Source organism: Massilia sp. W12 (assembly GCF_037300705.1).
In the GTDB taxonomy this organism is placed as follows: domain Bacteria; phylum Pseudomonadota; class Gammaproteobacteria; order Burkholderiales; family Burkholderiaceae_D; genus JACPVY01.
This window is the reverse complement of the sequence record NZ_CP147776.1, coordinates 6,078,185-6,101,177: the sequence shown is the minus strand read 5'-3', so window position 1 is coordinate 6,101,177 and position 22,993 is coordinate 6,078,185. Positions and strand designations below refer to the sequence as shown.

Sequence of the window (22,993 nt, the reverse complement as noted above, 5' to 3'; positions counted from 1 at the left end):
CTCATACCGGTATGTTGTGACAGGAGGCCATATGGCGCGTGTCTTTCAAACCTCTTCCATGGGCGAGGCGCATTTGCGGGTCGCGCTGGTCTCGCGCGGTGAAGCTGATTTACTGGTGCGCCGCGTCAGCAGCTGGGGCTTGGCGCGCGGCGATGCGCATTGGTATATCACACGCGATAAGCAAGATGCCGAGGTCTGGCTGTATTTCACCAGCATCGGCATGGCGCAAGTCAAAGTCTGCTTTGTCGATAGTTACGGCGAAGCCGGCTGGCAGACTGAAAGCCGCTATCGGGGGCGCTTTGGGCGATGATATGCCGACAAAACCGAGCAAGCCCTCGCTTTTAATATTGGCGCCGCTTGTGCCCATGCGCTAAGATTGTCAGCACTCGCCGTCCGGTGAGTTTCTCCCCCTTTCAAACGCACACATTCTGTAGAAGAAGGATAAAACCATGTCCGGAATTTTTGCACGCTTGCTGACCGCTTGCGCCTTCACGCTTGGCATCAGCCTGGCCGCCGGCGACGCTTACAGCCACAACCACCCCGCCTATTCGCATGATGCGCAAGTCAAAACCAATCAAGCTGACTGGATGCGCGCCCTGCCCGACCATTTGCCGCTGTCGCGTCTGTCCATCCCCGGCACCCACGACACCATGTCTTTTTATGGCGGCGATGCGGTGCAAACCCAATCCATGTCTTTGCCGCAACAATTGCAATCCGGCGTGCGCATGCTGGATATCCGCTGCCGCCGCATCGACAATAAATTTGCGATTCATCATGGCTTTGTGTATCAGCATGCAAATTATGACGATGTGCTGCAAGCCGTGACCCGCTTCCTGGCGGAACATCCGGGCGAAACCGTGTTGATGCGCGTCAAAGAAGAATATGAAGCGGCCAACACGACGATGAGTTTTGCCCAGATTTTCAACACTTACGCCAATGATGCGCGCTACAGCCAATATTTCTGGCGCGGCGCCAACATCCCCACCCTGCGCGAGGTGCGCGGCAAAATCGTGCTGCTGCGCGACTTCTCCGGGATTGACTGGGGCCTGCATTACGGCAGCCTGAATGCGCAAGACGCCTACCATCTGCGCACCAACTGGGATTTGTACAGCAAGTGGGAAAAAATCAAAGCACAGTTGGAAAGCGCGAATGCGGAACGCAATTCGACCACCGTGCCGCCATTTTTCCTGAATTACCTGTCCGGCTCGGGCGGCTCTTTCCCCTACTTTGTGGTGAGCGGCCACTCCAGTCCCGGCACCAGCGCGCCGCGCCTGGCGACCGGCTTGACCACCCCCGGCTGGAAAAACAGCTACCCTGATTTTCCGCGCGTGTCCTGCTTCATCGGCATTTGCACCATCGCGTTTGAAGGAAGCAATGTGCTGACCCAGGAATACATTGAGCGCAAAGGCTTGCAGCATAGCGGCATCGTGATCACTGATTTTCCCGGCCCCGGCCTGCTTGACACCATCATCCGCTTGAATCAGCGCCTGCGCTGACCCGTTTTTTGCTCAGGCCGGCAACGCCGGCCTGAATATTTTCCTGTTCCTTCCCTTCCCATCGCAGCCCTGTTACCCGGGGACATGCTATCTGTTTTCCATCAGGCGCTTGGATAATTTTGTCAAACTGATGATTAAATTTTCCCTTTTTCAATTACTGTTGCGTCCTGTCGCTTTTTACCCACGCTAAACGGCAGCCGCCATTCTTGCCTCTGCTAACATCTTCATACTGCACCGCGCCATAGCCGTCGCCATTGGCAGGTCAGGACCGGGGACACGGTTTCCGGTCGTATCTGGGAGAGTTGGAATGCAGCAACATCCGCCACAGACAGAACACGGCCTTGATGTCGCCGATCTGTTAGTCGCTTATCTGGAACAATTAGGGGTGCGTTATGTGTTTGGCGTGCCCGGCGGGGTGATCGAACCCCTGTATAACGCTATGGCGCGCAGCAGTCAGCGCGGCGGCGTGCGCCATGTGCTGGCGCGGCATGAAACCGGGGCCGCCTTCATGGCCGATGGTTACGCGCGGGACACAATGGGATTGGGGGTATGCTGCTCCACGTCCGGCCCCGGCGCCACCAATCTGCTGACCGGGGTGGCCAGCGCATATGACAATAATATCCCGCTGCTGGTTTTGACCGGACAGCCGGCGCTGCCCACCTTTGGCAAACACCCGCTGCAGGAATCCGCCTGCACCGGGGTGAATATCCTGACCATGTTTCAAGCCTGCACCCGCTATAACTCGCTGTTATCGCACCCGGCGCAATTGGAGCCTAAGCTGGTGTCAGCGCTGCAACGCGCCTTAGCCAATCCGCGCGGGCCGGTGCATTTGAGTTTGCCATCTGACGTGATGCGCAGCAAAACCGGATTGAGCAAACCTTCCTTCGATTTACGCCGTCTGTTGCAACAGCCGGATGCGCTGGATGAGGCCGCGATTCAAGACTTGCGCAGCATTCTGGCCAAAGCGGCGAATGTGGTGCTGCTGATCGGCGGCGGTTGCACTGAGGCGATGCAGCCGATTTTGCAATTCGTGGAAATGACCGGGGCGCAAATCATCGCCACCCCGGACGGCAAAGGCTTGATCAATCCCTGTCACCGTCAGTTCCGTGGCGTATTCGGCTTTGCCGGCCATAATCTGGCCAGCGCCACGCTGCGCGATCCGAGCGTCGATGTGATCATCGCAGTTGGCACCGGTATGTGTGAATGGGACACAGATGGCTGGAGCGACAGCCTGCTGAACGCACGCATGATTCATGTGGAGGAAATCGAGGAGCATTTTGCACGCACGCCGATGGCGCGCCTGCATATCCGGGGCCGCATTCTGGCCATTTTCAAACGCCTGATTGAATTCACTTACTCCACGCCGCATTTGCGCAGCCAGCAAGCGCATGACGCCAAATCCGATGGCGAGCATTTCCGCCCGCTGCAGGCGACTGAGGCGATTATTCAATCGAATCTGGCGCGCTATCCGCGCAAATATCATCTCGATCAAACCCCGATTTTGCCGCAACGCTTAATGCATGATCTGGGACGGCTGTTCCCCTATGGCGCACGGTTTTTTGCCGATGCCGGCAACAGCGTGGCCTGGGCCATTCACTGCCTGCATCCGCATGACCGGCGCTTGCGCGAGCGCCGCCTGCAAACCGAGCGCGCAGGCGTCGGCGGCAGGCGCAAAGCAGATGCCGGCTGGCTGCGTCTGACGCACAGCTTTGCACCGATGGGGTGGGCGATCGGCGCGGCGATCGGGGCCGCTATGGCTGACCGCAGCCAAGTGGTGATTTGCATTTCCGGCGATGGCAGCATGCTGATGAACGGGCAGGAAGTCACTGTGGCGGTGGCCGAGCGTCTGAATGTGGTGTTTGTGGTGTTGAATGACCACGCGCTGGGCATGGTGAAACATGCGCAACGTTTGCGCCGCGCCGAACAAACCGCATTCGCCCTGCCGGTGGTGGATTTCGCGATGCAGGCGCGCGCCTACGGTGCGCAGGGGATTACGATCCGCTCGCCGCAGGATATGGCGCGGCTGGACATTGAAGCGATTTGCACACGCGACGGCCCCACGGTGCTTGATGTCTGGATCGACACCGAAGAAGTGCCGCCGATTCAAGGCCGGATCCGCGTATTGGAAAGCAATGATGCGCCAAGCTGCATGAATTAGCATGATCTGTTGCCAGACAACCGCAAAGTGTTGCGCCAGAACAAGCAGTCAGCCTGCTTTTTCGTTAGAATCAAGTGGCGAGTCAAACGCATACCGGCTGCGTTCCTGTTTGCTGCAAAGCCGGTTTCTCCTATCCAACGCATATTTGTAAAGGCGGCAGATGGAAACACCGGGCAGGCAAACGCTGAAACAGGATGCAGCCGGCATTTTTTTGCTGGCCGTCGGCTATTTTCTGCTGGGACGCCTGGCTTTGATGCTGGCATTGCCGCCCGGCTACGCCAGCCCGATTTTCCCGCCTGCCGGCTTAGCCCTGGCCTGCGCTTTCAGCAGTCGTTTGCGCTGGTTGCCCGGGGTGTTTCTGGGCGCACTGTTTTTGAATCTGAGCCAGGCCGCTGATCACCAGGGCCTCAACCTGATCAGCGTGATTGGCGCCCTGCTGGTGACTGTCGCCTGCACCTTGCAAGCCTGGGCCGGGGCCTCGATTTTGCTGCGTAAAATCAAGGCCGATCTGGGCAATGTGCACGATGTCCTGATTTTTTTGGGCGTGATTCCACTGATATGTCTGATTTCCTCCAGCATCAGCGTCGGCTCTTTAATTGCATTGCGGCTGATTCCTGCTGATACGCTGATGAGCAATTGGAGCGCGTGGTGGGCCGGCGATTCGATCGGCATCTTGCTGATGGCGCCGCTGTGCTGGCTGTGGCTGGGCCAACCGCAACAACTCTGGCGCCGCCGCCGCACCTTGATCGGCGCAGTCTTATGCACCGGCCTCCTGATATCCGCGCTGATTTACGACAAAACCCGGCATTGGGAACATGAGCAAACCTTGCGCCAGGTGCATTTGCATGCGCAAAAAATCAGCGACAATATTCAAGCCCGATTGGGTGAGCATGAGCGTTTTCTGTCGGTCTCCACCTCGATTTTTGATGATGACGACCACGAGATTTCGCAATCCGACTTTGATTTCTTTGCCAAAAAATGGCTGTCCCAGCACCCGGAAGTATTCCAGCTGTATTGGGCGCCGCATTTGCGTCAGGACGAGCTGAGCGCCACGGAGCAGCGCATCAGCGCGGAACTGGGCGCACCGTTTCAAGTGCATTCCAAAAATAATCAAAGCGCCTTCCTGCTGCCGATCACATATCTGAACCCGACAGGCAGGAACCGGCAAATACTGGGGAAAGACATGTTGAGCGACAAGGAACACGCCGCCAGCATGAACAAAGCCATCAGCAGCAAATCAGTCACCGCCTGTCCGACGCATTTGAATGGGGTGCGCATAGTTCCCTGGTTGCAGTGGATGCATGTGGCGGTCTATCCGCATCAAAACCGCACCCGCGAATACGCCCCCGGCCAAGTGGTCGGCGTGCTCGGTCTGGCGCTGGACATGGACACCTGGATCTCGCAGATTTTCAAGCAAGCCCAATACACCCATTACAAGCTGCGGCTGAGCGATCTGAGCGAGGCTGGGCGCCCGTTTATTATTCTCGACACACTGCAAACGCCTGGATCTGACGACTTTATTTCGCAGATCAAGTTGGCAGACCGCAAACTTGAAATCCGCATCAACGCTGATCAGAACTATTTCAAACAAAATAGCGGCTGGGAGAGCTGGATTGTACTGGTGCTGTGTCTGAGCATTACCGGCGTGATCAATTGCACCATGCTGATTCTGAGCGGCGAACAGGCGCGCACCTACGAGCTGGTGCAGGAGCGCACCGCGCATTTGCAAGATCGGGAAGCCAGATTAAAAGCGATTTTGCATCACGCTACTGACGCTATTTTACAAGTCAGTCCAAACTGTCAATTGATCTCCGCCAACCAGGCGGCCCGCACCCTGTTCGGCATCCCGGAAGAAGGCGTATCGAATAAAGAAATGTGCGATCTGCTGGTGCATGAGGGGCGCGGCAGTATGGAACAGCTGCTTGATAACTTTCAACGCAATCAAGGCCAGGAATTGCTGTTTACCGGACGCCACGCCAACGGCCATACCTTTCCGCTGGCCTTGGCGATCAGCCAGGTGTCACTGCCGCGCGATATGTTTTATGTCTGCGTGATGCGTGACTTGACCGAGCAGCAGCGCGCGCAGGAAAAAATCCACCACCTGGCGCATCACGATCCGCTCACCGGTCTGGCCAATCGCATCACGCTCAATCTGCGGCTGGAGCAATTGCTCTCGATTTCACGCCGCAACCGGCAATCCGTGGCGGTGATGTTCATTGACATCGATCACTTCAAAAAAATCAACGACACGCAAGGCCATCAGGTAGGCGACCTGTTTTTGCTTGAAGTCGCCAAGCGCCTGCAGGAATCGGTGCGCGAAGCCGACACCATCGCCCGTTTCGGCGGCGATGAATTCATTTGCATCCTGCCCGAACAGCACAGCCCTGATCATGTCACCATGGTCGCCAACCGTATCGTCCAAAGTCTGTCCATGCCGTATATTCTGCACGGACTGACGCTGCACAGCGGGGCTTCGGTCGGGATTGCGATGTATCCGAATGATGGAGAAGATGTCAAAACCCTGTTGAAAAATGCGGATATGGCGATGTATGCCGCTAAAGCGCAGGGGCGCGGCAATTTCCAATTCTTTTCACCGGATATGAACAGCGCCACGCATGAACGCCTGATGCTGGAAAACCGCCTGTGGGAAGCATTGGAACACCAGGAATTTGAGCTGTTTTTGCAGCCGCAAATTGATTTGCAAAACAAGCGCCTGATCGGGGCCGAAGCGCTGATCCGCTGGCGCCACCCCGACCTGGGCTTGGTGCCGCCGGACAAATTCATTCCGGTGGCGGAAGATTCCGCACTGATCCACCCGCTCGGCGAATGGGTTTTGCAACGCGCAATCCAACTCATCGCCTCCTGGCAAAACACACCGCTCGAACATCTGCGCCTGGCCTTGAATTTGTCGGCGCGCCAATGCCAAATCAGCAGTCTGGTGCCGGTGCTGGATCGATTATTGACGCAAGCCGGGGTGGCGGGTGAAAAACTGGAGATGGAAATCACCGAAACCGCCGCCATGAGCGACCCGGAGCAAACGCGCGAATTATTGCGCGCCTTGCGGCAACGCGGCATTCAAGTCGCGATTGATGATTTCGGCACAGGTTATTCTTCCCTCTCGTATTTAAAATTGTTTGCGATTGACCGCATCAAAATCGACCGGAGTTTCGTTAAAGACATCGAAACTGACCCGAATGATGCCGTGATTGTTTCCGCCACCATTGCACTGGCGCATTCGCTGGGACTGGAAGTGATTGCAGAAGGGGTGGAAAGCGCGGCACAATGCGAGTTTTTACGCAATCGCGGCTGCGATGAAGCGCAGGGTTATTATTTCGCCCGGCCCTTGCCCTTAATCGATTTTATTGCCTTTGCCCAAGCGCATCAGCAAGCACAGCCGCCCACAGAAACAGGACAGGCATGATCACGCTTTACCATAATCCCCGTTGCTCCAAATCGCGCGAAGCGCTCTCCGTATTACAGGATTTTTGCCAACGGCATCAGGAAAACCTGAACGTCATCGAATATTTAAAGCAGGCGCCGTCGCGCGCCACCCTGGACACCCTGGCGCAAGCGTTGATGGCGGCAGGAACCACGGATGTGCGCGCCATGTTGCGCAACAACGAAGAGCCTTACGCCGCATTGCATTTACAGGATGCTGACGCCGCCGCCCTGCTTGACGCCTTAGCGCAACATCCGATCCTGCTGCAACGCCCTCTTGTGCTATATGCAGGACAGGCGCGCATCGCCCGTCCTGTTGACGGTTTGGAAGAATGGTTGCTATCAATAAAACCTTGACCATTAAGGAACAATTGCGGGAATATGCCATACGCAGGCCGGCTTTGGCATATCCGCCGGAATCAGTGAAATATGCCATTTCCATCTCCAAACAGCTGAAATATGCATGAAATGGGCACGCAATATATTATTGTTGACTGCCAGCAAGTTTTTCTGGGAATATGTATGCACAGGCCATTTGTCTCCTGGCTTGTCGGGCATTTCCTGCCTTGATTGCCGTTTTGGTATATAAGCGCCGAGTTTGATATGAAAAAGACACTTACCGGAGTAATCGCCTTTGTGCTTGCGGCAGGCAGCCTGCCTGCTTATGTTCAGGCCCAAGAAAGTCCTGCACTTTTTGTCAGCCGCGCCAATGCGCGCATCGCCAAATCGATGGCCTTCAAAAACAAATGGGACGGGCCAACCAGCGGCCCGAAAATGCCGGGCAAAGCGCAGCGCATCATTCTGATCACGTCGGATATGCGCGATACCAGTATCCAGGCGCTGCACCGTGGCTTAAAAGAAGCCGCCTCTGCCGCCGGCTGGGAATTACATCATATGGACACCTGGAGCCTGCCTTATAAGCGGGCTGATGCGTTTGCCCGCGCCATGGCTCTGAAACCGGATGGCTTGATTTTGGCCGGTTTGAACGCCAAGGATGTGGAAAAAGAGATTCAATCCGCAAAAATCCCGGTGGTCGGCTGGCACGCTTCCAATAAACTGGGGCCGACCGATAATCTGTTTACCAATATCGGCACCGATCCCAAAGATGTCGGCCAGAGCGCGGCCTTGCTCTCGGTGCTGGAATCGAACGGTAAGGCCGGGGTGGTGATTGTGACCAACCCGAACCAGCTGTACTCGGTCGCCAAATCGAATGAAGTGGTAGAGACCATCAAGCAATGCCAAACCTGCAGCGTGCTGGCGCTGGAAGAAATTCCCTTGATGGCGGCGAATGAAAAAATCCCGCTGATGTTGACGAATATGGCCAAGCAGCATGGCAAGCGTTGGACTCACACCATTGTGGTGAATGATATGTATATCGACGCCATGACCGGCCCGACCTCGGAAGCGCCGCTGGCCGAAGTCAAAGACATGCATACCCTCTCAGCCGGCAGCGGGGTGGAGAGCGCGTACAAGCGTATCCGCAATCAAAAATTGCAATTCGGCACAGTGCCGGAGCCTGTGAATATGCAAGCCTGGCAATTGATCGACGAACTCAACCGCGCATTCGCCAAAGAAAAACCGAGCTTGTACAGCCCGCCGGCATATGTGGTGACACAGCAAAACATGGTGTTCAATGGCGGCAAGGCGAACTACTTTGACCCCGACAATGGCTACCGCAATGAGTACAAAAAAATCTGGGGTAAATAATGGCAAAAGCCGCAAGTGAAGAAGTTTTCCTGCTGGATGGGGAGTTCGTGGAATTAAACCAGTTATTGAAGCTGGTCGGCGTGGTTGATAGCGGCGGCGCCGGCAAGGTGCTGGTGGCGAGCGGCGCGGTGTCGGTGGATGGCGCGCAGGAATTGCGCAAAACCGCCAAAATCCGCGCCGGCCAATTGGTGCAGGTGGCCGGCCTGCCCTTGCGTGTGCGGGTTAAACAGAGTTAAGCCCCTGCCGCCGGGCAAGCCAGGCGTCCAGCGAAATCCGGCCCGGGCCGTAACAAGTCAGGGCCAGCAAAATGATGCCCCAGTACAGATGATCATTCAGCGCGGCCGGACAGCTGAACTCGCGCAACTGCGGATAGGAAATCACCGCCATCAGATTCACGCCAAACAGGGCCAGCGCAGCAGGTCGCGCCAGTAAGCCCAAGCCCAACAACAACGGAAACAACAGCTCACCGCCCGTACCGGCAAAAGCCGCCAATTCCGGCGGCAAGACGGGCACTTGGTACTCATCGCGGAACAGGGCCAGCGTGGCATCCCAATCGCTGATTTTCACCATTCCCGATTTGAAAAACTGCCAGCTGACAAAGCCGCGCAAGAACAAACCGCACACCGGGCTGCCCCATTGATGCGCCAAACGGTCAAATGCCTGCTGCGCACGCCACAGTATATTCATGCTTTTACCCTGAAAAGATTGAAATTAAGCAGGCATGCGCAGCACGCCATATTGCAGCCATTGCTGCAACTCCGTAACGAAGGGATAGTCCTCATCAATTTCCAGCGCGAGATCCAAAGCCTGTCCCAAACTTTGACCATCCTGCAAGGCTTGCAACGCGGCATAGGATGCTGGCGTCAAGGACAAAATCCGGCAAAACCATTGCGGCCTGACAATCAGCACATGGCATGGTTCCGGGTCAGTGCTGAAATCTTCCACCGGTTCTTGCTGATGCGCCTGCCAGATCTTGAAAACCGGCCAGTCGCTGCGCAACAGGCAACATGCCGGTTGCAGCTGGAAATGCATATGGTCCAGTTGCTCCGGCTGCACTTGCGCCAACACAGCAGGATCAAGCGGCGCGCCATCTGCAGCGTAATATCCCTGATGTAATGCAGATTCCAGGCGGGCCAAATCCGGCATATATGGATAGTCGCGCAACAACTCGCACTCCTGCACAAAATGCGGAAAGCGCAGACCGAATTGATTCAGATCCGGGCTTTGTGACAGCGCTGCGGCGCCATATTCACGCGTCAGGCCGGTAAAAAATGTATCGCCCAATAATTTTTTCAGCACCGGATACATCAAGCCGAGCGCCAGTTTCCAATGCCCATGCAGATTGCCGCGATACACGGCAAAACGGCGGCGGCGTAAATCCTCTGCGGAAAAATTTTCATTTTCCGGCGGCATGCGGAAGTCATCGGCAAGCGTCCCCTGATCATGCTGAAACAGGGCCAGGCCGAAACGCTGCTGTTGCGCGGCAATATCCGCCGGCGCCAGCTCGGGCGCAGAGGAAGCCCCGGCGCCGCTCACGCGCAAGACTTCGGCTGCATGGCTGCGCGCCAAATCGGCTTGTGCCAACAAGACTTCCAGCTCCGGCACATTGGTGTCCCATTCGATCATGCTGGAGACCGGCCCGAAACGCGCCAGCGCGGCGCGGTATAAATCCCAGACCGGATCGATCACCGCGCTGCCATGGTCATCAATCACCACATCATCACGCACAAAATGCCCGGCTAAATGAATTTCACCCACGCTTCCCAACGGTAGCGCGGCAATCGCCGCATGCGGGTCTTCACCGTGGTTGCGCTGATTCACGTACAGATTATTCACATCCAGCAAAACGCCACAGCCGGTGCGGCGCACCACTTCCGCCAAAAACATAGCTTCGCTGCAAGCGTCCGGGTAGCGCACATAGGCCGATACGTTTTCCAATAAAATGCGGCGCTTGAGGATGTCTTGCGCCTGCGCCACACGCTCGCAAATCAGGTCGAGCATAGGTTTGGTATAGGAAATCGGCAGCAAATCATTCAGATTCCGATCCGCCAGCGCGCCCCAGCATAGGTGATCGGACATCAAGGCGGGCTGGATGCGCGCTTCCAGCTGCGCCAATTGATGCAAATGGTCAAGAGAATAGCCACGCGCAGAACCAAGGCCCAAGCCGATTCCGTGCAAACTGATGGGGTAATCCGCACGCAAACGTTCCAGCACATGGACATCATAGCCACCGCTGGCCAGATAATTTTCGCTGTGCGCCTCCAGCCAATCGGCGCGCGGCTTTTCCTGCAAAAAATGCCGGTAGTGTCCGGTTTTCAAGGCAATGCCAAAACCAAGTTGGGGCCAATCATGCATCTCCACACTCCCGGCATCCATCCATTACTTCTTCGCCGGAGGAGTGGTTTTGCCGCCAGATTTTTCACAAGTGCCTTTGGCGACATATTTCCATTCGCCCGGCAGTTTGTCAGCCTTGGCCTGACCGGCGCAGGAGTGCGAACCGTCAGCAGAGGCGCAGTCATTCTTGCCAGCCAGGGCAATGCCATAGCATTTTTCTTTATCGCTCGCTGCATGCACCGGTGCGTTTGCCACCACCAGAGTCGCCACTGCCGCAGCCAACAAAACTTGACGCTTGTTCATACATCTCTCCTTTGAAGATTGGATAATTACCCGTACTGAACGGGCGTGATAACTATAACCTTGTTGCTTTTGCCTGCGTATGGAAAACAGTAATTTTTGTATCTTTTGGCAAGCCAAGGACAACATGGATAGGCTTTGGTCGAGCCGGGCGCGGCAATCCTTACACGGCTTGTGTAAAAAAAACGGCTGACCAGGTCAGCCGCTCGTACTGCTTTGATCAAAGATCAAAAAATCTCTGCTGCAAATATTGGATAGACGCGCTCAACTGCAGTGTGCGCAATCACCGCATCCCATCATTATCTGGCTGGAGTTGCCATTTTCTTACCGTGCTTTTTGTGTTTCTTGTAGTGGACTTTTTTATGCTTTTTGCCGTGTTTGGCTTTGGCCTCCACTTGCGCGACAGGGTTCGCGCTCGGGCTCAGGGTTTGTGCATGCGCGCTGCCCATTGCAAAAGTAGCGGCGATGATGGCTGCAATCAGTTTCTTCATGATGATTTCCCTTTAGTGATGCTGCAAAAAAAGGCGCCAGCAAACCGCGCGCCTTTCATGCCCAGAACGGGTTGCATGCCTGCTCTGTTGACGCAGGAAGAAACAATTTCCAGCGGCGCCAAACAGGCGCCAGCGGGCAATCATGGCCCGGCGCACTGACAAACAATGAGGGGGATAAAAAAACAGCGCGCCAAACGACGCGCCGGATTTATGCTGTGGTGTTGATGTTGCGGCCCAGATGGGCCGGCAGACTGACTTTGGAGACGGGTTGGATGGTCTCCAACAATGTCGCCGCGCTTTCGCTCTCAATCTTCATTGCTTTTTTCAGCACGGCAAAACTGGCCTCCTGCTTCAAGCCGGCATCGGCCACGCTGCTGGCTAAGCGATTGATTCCGTTCACGTCCATGATGCTCTCCTGATGCGCAAACCCACTGCGCCTTATCTATACCTTTTACGGCAGAGGCATGTGGAACTTGAGGGTTGTCAGGAGATTTTTCGTCATTGCGGCGCAGCATCCGGCGCTGGCAAAGCGGGCAAACCGCGCGCCTGGCGCAGTTGATTGCAACGCGCTTCGCCAGCCTGGAATTCGCGGCAGGTGGACGAGCGTAAGGGGTAGATGCTGCAGCCGACCTGCTGCCCAGGCTCGCCTTGCAGCGCGACACAGCGAGCCGGTTTGCTCTCCGTTCCACGCATCGCCACCAGATGCGGACTGATCGGTATTGTCAGATGCGCCGGCACCGTGCCGCCCGGGTGTGCGTCGGTTTCGGCCCAGTAAAAACTGACCCGAAACCAGGTGCAACAAGCGCCGCAGGTCAAACAGGCATCACTCATGCGCAGCGCATCCTGACAAGATCAACGCACAAAGCTGTTGATCGCTTCCAGCAACTGATCTTCCTGGAAGGGTTTGCCGAAGTAGGCATTGACGCCCAACTCCAAAGCATAGTTGCGATGCTTATCCGCCGTGCGCGAGGTGATCATGATAATCGGCGTATTCGCGGTTCTTTCGTCATTACGCACATTTCGCGTCAAGTCGAAGCCATCCATACGCGGCATTTCAATATCCACCAGCATCACGTCCGGCGTGATGGTTTGCAATTGCTCCAGCGCGTCCTGGCCGTCTTTCGCCAGCACCACTTGGAAACCTTCACGCACCAGGAAGCGTTGCGTCACTTTGCGCACGGTCAGCGAATCGTCCACCACCATCACGATAGGCAGTTTGCGCATGCCGCTGTCTTCTGCCGGCGGCGGCGTCTCAAGCGGGGCTTGCGGGGCCGGCGCAGCTTCCAGCGGCAAGGCTTCTGCCGCCTGCGTCATGCCTTCTTCCTCCGCCTTGGCCTGAATTTCCATTGCACGCCGCTCTGCATGGGAAGCAAAGCGCTGCGCCAGCGGCACCGGGTTCAAAATCATCACGATATCGCCGGAACCGAGCACAGTGGCGCCGGCGATGCCGGGCATACGCGCCAATTGCGGGCCAATGTTTTTCACCACCACTTCTCGATTGCCCAACACTTCATCGACGTGCACCGCGACCCGCTCATGACCACTCTTGACCACAATCACCGGGCTGTAGCGCTGCCCCAGCGGCACCGCCTGGGTATCGCCCAGCAATGCCGACAGATAGTGCATGGGCACTTGCTGGCCCTGCCATTGCACGCTGCCATCGCGGTAAGCCGCTTCCAGGAATTGGGTTTTGAGCTGCTGCACCTGCTCCACCAGCACCGAGGGAATGGCAAATGTCTTGCCGCCGGTGGACAACAAGACCACCTGCGTCACCGCCAGCGTGAGCGGAAGGTGAATAGTGAATTGCGCGCCCTTGCCGGCTTCAGAACGGGTTTCCACCCGCCCGCCCAGCCCGGCGGCTTCTGAACGCACCACGTCCATACCAACGCCGCGCCCGGCCAGCTCGGTCAATTCAGCCTGGGTCGAGAATCCCGGTTCAAAAATCAGGCTCATCGCCTCAGCGTCGCTGATATCCGCATCCGGCGCCAGCAAGCCGACTTCACGCGCTTTGGCGCGAATCCGGGTCAGGTTCAGACCGGCGCCGTCATCGCGGAAGCTGATCACCACCTCATTACCTTCCTGCCGGATTTCCACCGCCAGTTCGCCAATTTCGCTCTTACCGGCGGCTTTACGGTCGGCCCGGCTTTCAATCCCGTGCGCCACCGCATTCCGCAGCAAATGTTCAAACGGGCCGGCCATTTTTTCCAGCACCGAGCGGTCGATTTCAACCGAAGCGCCGCGAATATCCAGATTGACGCGCTTGTCCACGTCTTTCGCCGCCTGACGCGTGACGCGGAACAGACGTTCAGAAATACTGGAGAAGGGCACCATGCGCACCCGCATCAAGTCCTGTTGCAGGTCGCGCGTCAGGCGCGCTTGCGTGGCCAAGTCGGCGCCGGCGCGATCCACCACGCGCGTCAACCCTTCTTGCACCGAGGCGACGTCGTTGACGCTCTCGGCCATCATACGGGTCAATTCCTGCAGACGGGTGAAACGGTCGAATTCGAGCGGGTCGAATTCGCGATCCTGCTGCATCGAGCGCGAGCTGATGATTTGCGATTCAGCCTGAATTTCCACCTCACGCAACTGGGCGCGCAAACGGCCCACGTTTTCATTGAATTCGTTCAATGCCTGACGCAGTTGATCCACCTCATTTTCCAGCTTGGAACGGGCGATCGAGACTTCACCAGCCTGGTTCACCAGACGGTCAAGAATATCCGCCCGCACACGCACCAGCGGGGTCGGCGCGGTCGCCACCGGCGCAGTCTTAAGCGGCGGCGCGATACGCGGCGCCGGTGTGGCGTCGAGTGTGATGGACTGCTCTTGCGCCGGCGCAATCACGCCTGCGGCTGGCAAGACCGGGGCCGGCTGCTGCGCCAGTTCCGGATTTTGCAAGACTTCAAACAGGTGCACCGAATGGTCGTAATGCGCCAGCAATTCTTCGCAGGATTGCGGCGAAATCGGCCCCAGATGCATGATGTTTTCAATCCGGGTTTCGATTTCATGCGCATGCTGGCCAAGACGCATCGCGCCTGCCATCCGCGCGCTGCCCTTGACGGTATGCAGCAAGCGCAGCAAAGACTTGGGATATTGGGTATCCGCCGGATTTTGCTGCCAGGCGCGCAATTGGCTGCCCACTTGCGGCAATAAATCGCGTCCTTCTTCGATAAACACCGGCAACAGATCGGGGTCCAACTCGTCGTTGAGCAGGGATGCGGTTTCCAGCACCACGGCGTCTTCGCGCAAGACGGAGGCCGCTGGGGCTTCGGCTGCTGCGGCCTGTTCTGCTGCCTGGGCTGCGGCGGCGCGCTCGGCTTCCGCTTCCGCCTGCTCCTGCTCCGCTTGCAGGCGCGCCTGCTCTTGCGCCACTTGCTGCAGCGCCAATGCGGCGGCGCGCTCTGCCTCTTCCTGCTCTGCTTTGGCCTGATCCAGCGCCTGCACCACTTCCGGCGGCACCACGGCGCGATACATTTCCTCAAACGGCAATTCCGGCGCACCCGCTTGTTCCGGCGCGCTTTCCACTGGCGCTGCGGTGCTGTCAACCAGGGTAGCGACACTGATTTCATGCGTCGCTTCAAGCGGCGCAGATTCGGCCACTGGAGCGGCTTCTTCCAACGGAGCGGCTTCTTCCAACGGAGCGGCTTCTTCCACCAGCGCGGCCTCTTCCAGCGGCGCGGCGTCTTCTGCCGCCGCCACGGCCTCCAGTTCCAGCGGCGCTTCCGCCGTCAGCGCAGGAGCAGCGACGCCCACACCCAATTGCGCCAACAAGTCTTGCAAGCTGACATCGTCGCTGATGGCGATATTCGCCAGTTGTTCCAATTGCTCAAGCGTGGCGCCTTCCGCCAGCAAGCGCGCTTCCAATTCATCCAGGGTGGATGGGCCGCTGACCGGTTCCGGCTGCACAATTTTAAGCACCGGACGGGCTGCGCAATCCTGTTGCCAGGCGCGCAAACGGCTGATCAGTTCTGCTTGCGGCTGGCTGGCCTGGCCTTGCGCAAATCCGTTCAGCATGGCGCTGATGCAATCCACCACTTGATCCAGCAGGTCAAAATCGACCTCTTCCATTTGCACCGGATGACGGCGCAAATGATCCAACACTTTTTCAAAGGTGTATGCCAACTCCTGCATTTCAGCAAAGCCGACAGTGGCGGAGCTGCCGGACAGGGAATGCACGGCCTGCACCGCTTGCGCCGCCAGCGGACGTTGGCTGTCATTGCGCCATGCCGCAAATTCCTGGGCCAAACGGCGCACGATGGAATCGGTTTCCGCCATGTAAATATTGAACAGCGGCAAACTGATTTCCAGATTGCCAATCCGTTTCATATTTTCCGGTGCGGCTGTTTGCGGCGGGGCCATGGTTTCCTGTGGCAAAACCGCCGCTTCCACGGCTGGGGCAGCGTCGGCTTGCAAGGTCTCCGCTTCGCTCGCCAGCGCTTGCAGTTCTGCCAGCGCAACATCCAAATCTGGCAGGCTGTCAGTTGCCGCTTCAAGTGGCGCTTCGACTTGCGCTTGCTCTGCCACAGCTGCCGGCGCTTCTTCCTGTGCGGCTTGTCCGACTGCTTCCTGCGCGGGCAGCGCATCCAAGCCGGCTTGCGGTGCAGTAAGCGCCTCGGGCGAGTCGATATCATCCGCTTGCGCCAAGTCTGCTTCGCTCAGCGCTGCGCTCAATTCAGGAATGCTGTCATCCAGCGCGCTCCCGCTTGCCGCCCCGTCCAGCGGCGACAAGGCGGCGTCCGGCTCAGCTGACGGCAAAGACAGGGCATCGTCTGCCTGTTCTGTCCCGCTCTGCGCCACTGGCGCATCCGCTTCCTGCGCCAAGGCGCTGATTTGCGCCAATTCATCCTGCAGCGCCTGCAATTCCGCCGGATCCGGCAGTTGCGCTTCGCTCTGCTCTGGCAGCGCTTCGCTCAGTTGCGGCACGGCGTCTTCAGGCGCCGCAAGCGATTCCAGTGCGGTCTCAGGCGCAGCGCCAACGTCAGCGCCCACTTCGAGCGCTTCGCCCGACTGCGCAGACAAGGACTCAGGCGCATGCAAAAGCGCGTCTATTTCGTGCAATTCCGCCTCAGGCGCGACGGCAGCGTCATGCTCAGGCGCTACCGGCGCAGCCTCAGACTGCGGCAGTTCCAGCGCAAAATCCAGGCTGGTCGCGCTGTCTTCAAGAGCGATTGACGTGGCGTCCAGTTGCGGCGGCTGTGGCTGCGCGTCTTGCGCGCTCAGCTCCGGCAATGCCGCTGCGTCGAGAGCGGCGTCACCGGCTTCAGCGCTCAAGGCCGCCAATTCGATTTCCGCCGCTTGCAAATCCGCTGCCAAGGCATCCAGAGCCGGCGCGTCTTGCTCAGTTTCTTCCGGCTCAGTCAAATTGATTTCCAGCGCAGCCGCCTCGATCGGCGCATCCGCTTCCGCGCTGACCGGCAACAGCGACGCCTCAGGCGCCAATTCCGGCTGGCTGGATGGCGCATCCTGCGCTTGCGAGAGTTCAATCACGCTGACCGCTGACGCCGCCTCTTCTTGCGGACTTAAGCCCTCGTTTGTCTGCAGCTCAGGCAATTCGGCCAGCATACTTTCCAGCTCGGCGGCCATATCCAATTCCGGCGCGCTGCTTTCCTCTGGCATGGCGGGTTCAATTTCGATGCTGATTTCCTCAGACGCGACGGGTTCAGCTGCTGCGCTGATTTCCTCAGCCACGACCGGTTCTGCTTCAACACTGATTTCTTCAGCCACGACCGGTTCTGCTTCAGCACTGATTTCCGGCAGCGTAAAGACAGGCTCTGCGCTGATTTCCGCCGGAACTTCTGGCGGCAGACTGATTTCCGGCGCAAGCTCTGCGGCCAATTCGACCGGCGCCAATTCGGGCGCAGGACTGGGGGCCGGAGCAGGTTCCGGCGCCGGGGTGGGGGCTGGCGCGAGGGTCGGGGCCGGGGTCGGCGCCGGCTCTGCCGCCGGCGGCGGCGCCGCATCCAATTCAAATTTCCCGCCCGCTTTCACGCGCCCTGCGGCATTCACGATTTGCCAGGAGCTGCGGCCAGACTGGCCCTTCTCTTTGATCTCTTCGACCCAGGCGAACAATTCTGCAGCGGCATAATCCAGCAAGGCGTATAAATCATCATTGCCCGGCTTGGCGTCGGCCAGCCACAGATTCATCACTTGCTCAATACTGGCGGCAGCTTCGGCGAAGACTTGCAAGCCGACCATGCGGCCACTGCCTTTGAGTGTATGGAAAGAGCGGCGGATGGTAGTCAGCAAGTCCTGATTGTGCGGGGCGCGGCGCGATTCCGGCACATTTTGCTGCACGAAAGCCAGCACTTCGTCGGCTTCCATGATGAAGATTTCGAGCAATTCAGCGTCCACCGCATCATCGGTGGCCGGCGCCGGCGCAGGCGTTGGCGCGGGTGTCGGGGCCGGCGTTTCTACCGGGCCGGCGCCGCTGATGGTTTCCCGGGCGGCGGCGAAATCGGCGCGTTCCAGCATATCGATTGCCGCTTGCGCACGTTCTTTGGCTTCCGGGTTGTCCAGCAAGGCGGCGTCTTTGCGCACTTGCTGCAGTGATTCTTTGAGCTGTTCCTGCAGTTTCACATCTTCCGGATGCGCCGCCAGATTTGCCGCCAGCTCGGCTGATTGCTGCTGGTGCAGCAACAATTCCTGCTCGACGGTCAGGACTTCTTCGTTGCTGTCGCTTTCTTCTGTCGCGCTGTGGCCGTCCAACGGGGCCACTTCGACATGAATCGCCGCGCCGCTGCGTTCGAGCGGATTGGCGCTGTATAAACCGCTGTCCGGGTCGAAGGTGAAGCGGTTTTTCGCGCCTTCAAAATTGGAGGGCAGCATCTCGATGAAAAAGCCGAGCGCGCCCAGGTTTTGCGCCACATTTTGCATCGCCTGACGCTCTGCAACTTCGTCGCGCGCGCCTTGGGGGCTGGCAAAGCGGCGGATCGCCGCCTGCGTATGCAACACCGCCGCTTGCGCATCGTTTTGATCCAGCAGGGCGAGTGCGCCGCCGATTTGGTACAAAGCGGGGTCCACCTGACTCAGTGCGGCATGCTTGGACGGATCGAGGAAATACTCATCCAGCACTTTTTCAACATTGCGCAAATTGGCTTTCATTTCCGTCGCCAGCGCCAGCACGGTTTGCCGTTGCTGGGCGGCGCGCGCCAAATCGTCCATCCATTGCGCGCTTTCGCTCGGCGTTTCCCCGGCCAGCAGTGACAGCAGGCGGGCCGAAAGCGCTTCTGCGCGATTGGCGAAATCTTCCGGCAAACGGGTGATGTGCTCCAGCGAGTTTTCGACAAACAACAAGTCGGTGGCGATTTCCAGGCCCAATGCCTGATTCAGTTTGCCATGCGCGGCATTGGTGATGCCGTTCAATTCACGCAGCAATTTGGTGAGCGCCGGCGCATTCAATTTTTCGCTGGCTTCCGTCAGCGCCAGCATTTCAGCGCCAAACGCCGGCCACATATTCGCATCATCATCTGCGATGCGGCTCCACAGGGTTTTGGCTTGATTCAGCTTGTCTTTGGCTAAGGCCAGTGCAGCGCTGTCAATCTGCCCATAGCGGGGCCGCTCGTAATCACGCGGCACCATGCCATCCAGCTGATATACGCTGCGAATCTGGCGCACGCGCGGATTCGGCTCGGCGGCGCGCGCCACAAAAAACAGGGCGTCGCGCAACAGACGTTCGGAAATACTGGCCGAGCCTTCCGCCAAGCGGCGGATTTGCAGATTGATGCGGCCAAACAATTGCTTGACGAAGGTGTCCGCCGGGGCCTGCCCCTCGGATACCGTCTCGGCAAAGCCGAGCAAGACCCACCAGAAGGCATGCGATTGCCCGTTTTCCTGGGCTTTTTCGACTGTGGCGACAATCTCGACCAAGGGCAGCGCCTTGTCTTTGTCGCCGGTCTTCAAAAACATCAACAGGCTTTTTTCAAAGCGCAGACGCAAAGCGGTGTAATCGACTTTGGCCCCTTTGGGGTTGGCCGCCAATTGTGGCCGGATCGACAGATTCGGGAAAAACAGGTCTGCCGGATGAATTCTTTCCGCGCCGCGCACTTCCAGCAAGCTGCGGTAATACGGGAACAGGCGCACCGGCTGTGGCCGCGCGCCGGCCAGCAACTCTTCCAGATATTCCACTACCGCCTGATATGCGCCGCCGATGGCGTCCGCATTGCCTTGGTCAAACGGCAGTTGGCCAGCCTTGATGCGGTCGATCAAATCCTCGACCGTTTCAGTTATCAGCGCAACGCCGTCAACATCGACGATTTGCAATGCGCCGTGGGCCTGATGCAGATAGGTCTTTGCATGGGCCAGCAAGGTTGACTTTCCTTCGTCATCCGCCGCCACTCCATCGGCGATTGCGGTTTTGGACCGGGCAAGCGAGTCACGGATTTCTCCGATCACCCACGACAGCGGGCCAGTATCGAAACTGTCCAGCAGTGCGTCCTGGTTGCCTGGAAATTGATTGGTCATGCTTGCCTCACAAATTCAATCTGCGACAGCGGTCCCGCCAGTCGCAATGCGGCGGCCATACCGGCGCGCAGCGCCATGCTGCATGCTGCGGGTATGCCTGTTCTACTCATGTCTTGCCTTGAAAGCCGGGATGAATCCACGATCCACCCCGGGCGCTGTCTTATGCAACGCGGAAACGCGATACCGAGTTCTTCAACTCTTCCGCCAGCTTGGAGAGCTGACGAATCGAGTTTGCGGTCAATTGCGTACCTTCCTTGGTTTGGTCTGTCAGCGTCAGAATGTGCTGGATGTTTTGCGCCACCCCTGCTGCTGAAGTCGCTTGCTGCTCGGTTGCGAAGGAAATTTCCTGAATCAGTTCCGCCAGCCGGTTCGACACGCGGGAGATGTCAGACAGTGCGGCGCCGGCCGCGTCAGACAATTTCGCCCCTTCAACCACACCCTGGGTGGATTTTTCCATAGCGGCCACCGCATCGTGGGTATCGGTCTGAATCGTACGCACCAGCGCGCCAATCTGCTTGGTCGCTTCACCGGAACGTTCCGCCAGCCGCTGCACCTCTTCCGCAACCACTGAGAAGCCGCGCCCTGCTTCACCCGCCGAGGCGGCCTGAATTGCCGCGTTCAATGCCAGCACGTTGGTCTGCTCGGTAATGTCTGAAATCAGTTCGGTGATTTCACCAATTTCCTGGGAAGATTCACCCAGCCGTTTAATCCGCTTCGAGGTTTCCTGGATTTGCTCACGGATTTCATCCATACCCTTGATCGCATTTTGCACCGCGATGGAACCCTGTTCCGCCGCCGCCACCGACTGACGCGCCACGTCTGCGGATTCGTTTGCAGATTTCGAGACGTCGTTAATTTCTTCCGCCATCTTCAACACTGCGGCGGTGGTTTCCTGGATTTCGCGGGTCTGCTCTTCGGATGCTTCCAGCAGGCGGGTCGAGATTTCCTGGGCGCTGGCGGATGCGGTAAGCACCTGCTCCGCCGTGCGGGTCACGCGGCCTACCAGGCCGCGCAGTTCTTCCACGGTGTAGTTCACCGAGTCTGCAATTGCGCCGGTAATGTCTTCCGACACGGTCGCCACCACAGTCAAGTCACCATCCGCCACTTCCTGCAGTTCGTTCATCAGACGCAAAATTGCGGCCTGGTTCTGGTCGTTTTGCGCCTTCGCTTCTTCTTCCTTCTTTTGCGCCAGTTGGCGCTGAACTTCCGCTTCCTGACGGCGCATATCCGCGCCACGGGTACGGTTACGGCTGTCTTGCAACAGCACCAGCGCAATCCCGGCTGCGGTCAGCAGTGCGAAGAAGGCGGCGGTCAACATGGCCCAGAACGACCAGTCTTGCGAGTCTTGCTGCGCGCGATATTTCTTTTGCAGCTTGGTCAGCGTTTGCTTCAGGTTTTCGTTTTCGCTGAAGATCAGTTGCTCGGCTTGTTTTGCCGTGATGAATTTGGGCAGGTTGCCCATAATCGTGTTCACATGCTTTTGATACTCGCCGAATTGCGCCTTGAGTTCGGTCAAGCGGTCACGCGTTTCCTGATCTTTGGTGGCGGCCAGACGCAACACCTCGGAGCCTTCCAGAAAACCTTCCACAATATCGCGGAAGGTCGATGCATCCTTACCCAGCAGGAAGGAGGTTTCCGGATTCACACCTTCGGAAGTCACGAATTCATTCGCGCTCTTGCCCAGACGCTGGGTCAACATCACCAGCTGGCCGGCGGCGGAAATTTCACGCGGGGTGGCGCCGCCCTGCACTTTGAGCGTGGAGATTTGTTCGCTCAATTCCTGCAAAGTCGGGGTTAAGCCCTTCATTTTTTCCAGCGTCAAACCAAAACCGGTCAATTCAGCTTTGAGCTGATAGATGTTTTCCGCCGCTTTGTCGGTGCTCTTCCAGGCGTTGCGCGCTTCTTTCAGAATGCCGCTCATGTCGGTGGACGGCGGCTGAATGTCGTAGCCCTGGTAGTTGCCGCCTTCAGCCAGCACGCGCAAGTCATTGTTGAATTCCTTGCGGCTGTCATACAGCTGCTTAAATGCTTCCAGGTTACCCTGAATCGCATTCGGGGCCGCTTTACCGATACGCTGGGAGTGCATCAGCGCGTCAGATGCAATCTGGGTCTGGGTGGACGCCAGAATACTGCGGTTGGAGTTGATATACACGAAGGCGATCGCCGCCACCAGTGACAGACCCAGCAACACCAGCAAGATACGGATCTGTTGCGCCAGGGGCATATGCCCGATGAGGGGCAGACGCAAATCCCGCTCATAGCCGCCGGAAGCCGCTGCAGCCGGCGTGGCCGGCTCAGGCTTGAGTCCTTCATTATCCACCTCTGACAGGGGGATAGTGGCAGTCATATCATCCGGATTCGGGATGATCGTATTGAACTGCTGGGTAGATAAATGGTCGGCGTCGGCTACGCTCTCCTCCTGCTCGGCGGAGTCTTTGTTCCTCGACCCGAACGGTAATTTGAACGCCATACTTCAATCTCCTAATGTGCAACAAAAAGATGCGGATGCCTCTGACCGCTCCGCTCACCCCATGTCGGGTATTCCCGTCATTCCTTTTCCGCGCGGCTGCCGCTGCGCGCCTTGGCGTGCGCCGCTATTGAGCTGCACCCGC

General features: G+C 57.9%; 15 protein-coding genes. 7 read left to right on the top strand and 8 right to left on the bottom strand.

The window, feature by feature from the left end; all coding sequences use genetic code 11:
- Positions 1–31: 31 nt before the first annotated feature.
- From V8J88_RS25195 to V8J88_RS25165, 7 genes are all read left to right on the top strand, one after another.
- Positions 32–310, top strand: a complete 279-nt coding sequence (locus V8J88_RS25195) for a DUF6150 family protein (RefSeq protein WP_338847048.1) — start codon at positions 32–34, stop codon at positions 308–310.
- 139 nt (positions 311–449) lie between these two features.
- Positions 450–1,496: a phosphatidylinositol-specific phospholipase C gene (locus V8J88_RS25190; RefSeq protein ID WP_338847047.1), complete on the top strand. Its 1,047-nt coding sequence runs from the start codon at positions 450–452 to the stop codon at positions 1,494–1,496.
- Positions 1,497–1,803: 307 nt separating this feature from the next.
- Positions 1,804–3,654, top strand: a complete 1,851-nt coding sequence (locus tag V8J88_RS25185) for a thiamine pyrophosphate-binding protein (RefSeq protein WP_338847046.1) — start codon at positions 1,804–1,806, stop codon at positions 3,652–3,654.
- Positions 3,655–3,814: 160 nt separating this feature from the next.
- A complete protein-coding gene (locus V8J88_RS25180; RefSeq protein ID WP_338847045.1) occupies positions 3,815–7,075 on the top strand; it encodes an EAL domain-containing protein in 3,261 nt (1,086 codons plus the stop codon).
- Positions 7,072–7,449: an ArsC/Spx/MgsR family protein gene (locus V8J88_RS25175; RefSeq protein ID WP_338847044.1), complete on the top strand. Its 378-nt coding sequence runs from the start codon at positions 7,072–7,074 to the stop codon at positions 7,447–7,449. The genes V8J88_RS25180 and V8J88_RS25175 overlap by 4 nt, the downstream gene beginning before the upstream one ends.
- A 246-nt stretch (positions 7,450–7,695) precedes the next feature.
- Positions 7,696–8,799 carry a substrate-binding domain-containing protein gene (locus V8J88_RS25170; RefSeq protein WP_338847043.1) on the top strand — a complete coding sequence of 368 codons (1,104 nt, stop codon included), beginning with the start codon at positions 7,696–7,698 and terminating at the stop codon, positions 8,797–8,799.
- Positions 8,799–9,035, top strand: a complete 237-nt coding sequence (locus V8J88_RS25165) for an RNA-binding S4 domain-containing protein (RefSeq protein ID WP_338847042.1) — start codon at positions 8,799–8,801, stop codon at positions 9,033–9,035. The genes V8J88_RS25170 and V8J88_RS25165 overlap by 1 nt, the downstream gene beginning before the upstream one ends.
- On the opposite strand, the gene V8J88_RS25160 is transcribed toward V8J88_RS25165, so the two are convergent.
- The 8 genes from V8J88_RS25160 to V8J88_RS25125 all read right to left on the bottom strand — a co-directional run bounded on the left by V8J88_RS25160 (position 9,022) and on the right by V8J88_RS25125 (position 22,851).
- On the bottom strand, positions 9,022–9,486 hold the full coding sequence (locus V8J88_RS25160) for a DoxX family membrane protein (protein ID WP_338847041.1): 465 nt from the start codon (positions 9,484–9,486) through the stop codon (positions 9,022–9,024). The two genes, V8J88_RS25165 and V8J88_RS25160, sit on opposite strands and share 14 nt — an antisense overlap.
- 24 nt (positions 9,487–9,510) lie before the next feature.
- A complete protein-coding gene (locus V8J88_RS25155) occupies positions 9,511–11,154 on the bottom strand; it encodes a DUF692 family multinuclear iron-containing protein (RefSeq protein ID WP_338847040.1) in 1,644 nt (547 codons plus the stop codon).
- Between the two features lie 24 nt (positions 11,155–11,178).
- On the bottom strand, positions 11,179–11,436 hold the full coding sequence (locus tag V8J88_RS25150) for a DUF2282 domain-containing protein (RefSeq protein ID WP_338847039.1): 258 nt from the start codon (positions 11,434–11,436) through the stop codon (positions 11,179–11,181).
- 296 nt (positions 11,437–11,732) lie between these two features.
- Complete coding sequence (locus V8J88_RS25145; protein ID WP_338847038.1) at positions 11,733–11,924, bottom strand: hypothetical protein; 192 nt, start codon at positions 11,922–11,924, stop codon at positions 11,733–11,735.
- 208 nt (positions 11,925–12,132) lie between these two features.
- A complete protein-coding gene (locus V8J88_RS25140) occupies positions 12,133–12,330 on the bottom strand; it encodes a YjfB family protein (protein WP_338847037.1) in 198 nt (65 codons plus the stop codon).
- 92 nt (positions 12,331–12,422) lie between these two features.
- Positions 12,423–12,755, bottom strand: coding sequence for a YkgJ family cysteine cluster protein (locus V8J88_RS25135; RefSeq protein ID WP_338847036.1), 333 nt, complete (start codon positions 12,753–12,755; stop codon positions 12,423–12,425).
- A 21-nt stretch (positions 12,756–12,776) separates the two neighbouring features.
- Positions 12,777–20,381: an Hpt domain-containing protein gene (locus V8J88_RS25130; RefSeq protein WP_338847035.1), complete on the bottom strand. Its 7,605-nt coding sequence runs from the start codon at positions 20,379–20,381 to the stop codon at positions 12,777–12,779.
- Positions 20,382–20,541: 160 nt separating this feature from the next.
- Positions 20,542–22,851, bottom strand: coding sequence for a methyl-accepting chemotaxis protein (locus tag V8J88_RS25125; RefSeq protein WP_338847034.1), 2,310 nt, complete (start codon positions 22,849–22,851; stop codon positions 20,542–20,544).
- Positions 22,852–22,993 lie beyond the last annotated feature (142 nt).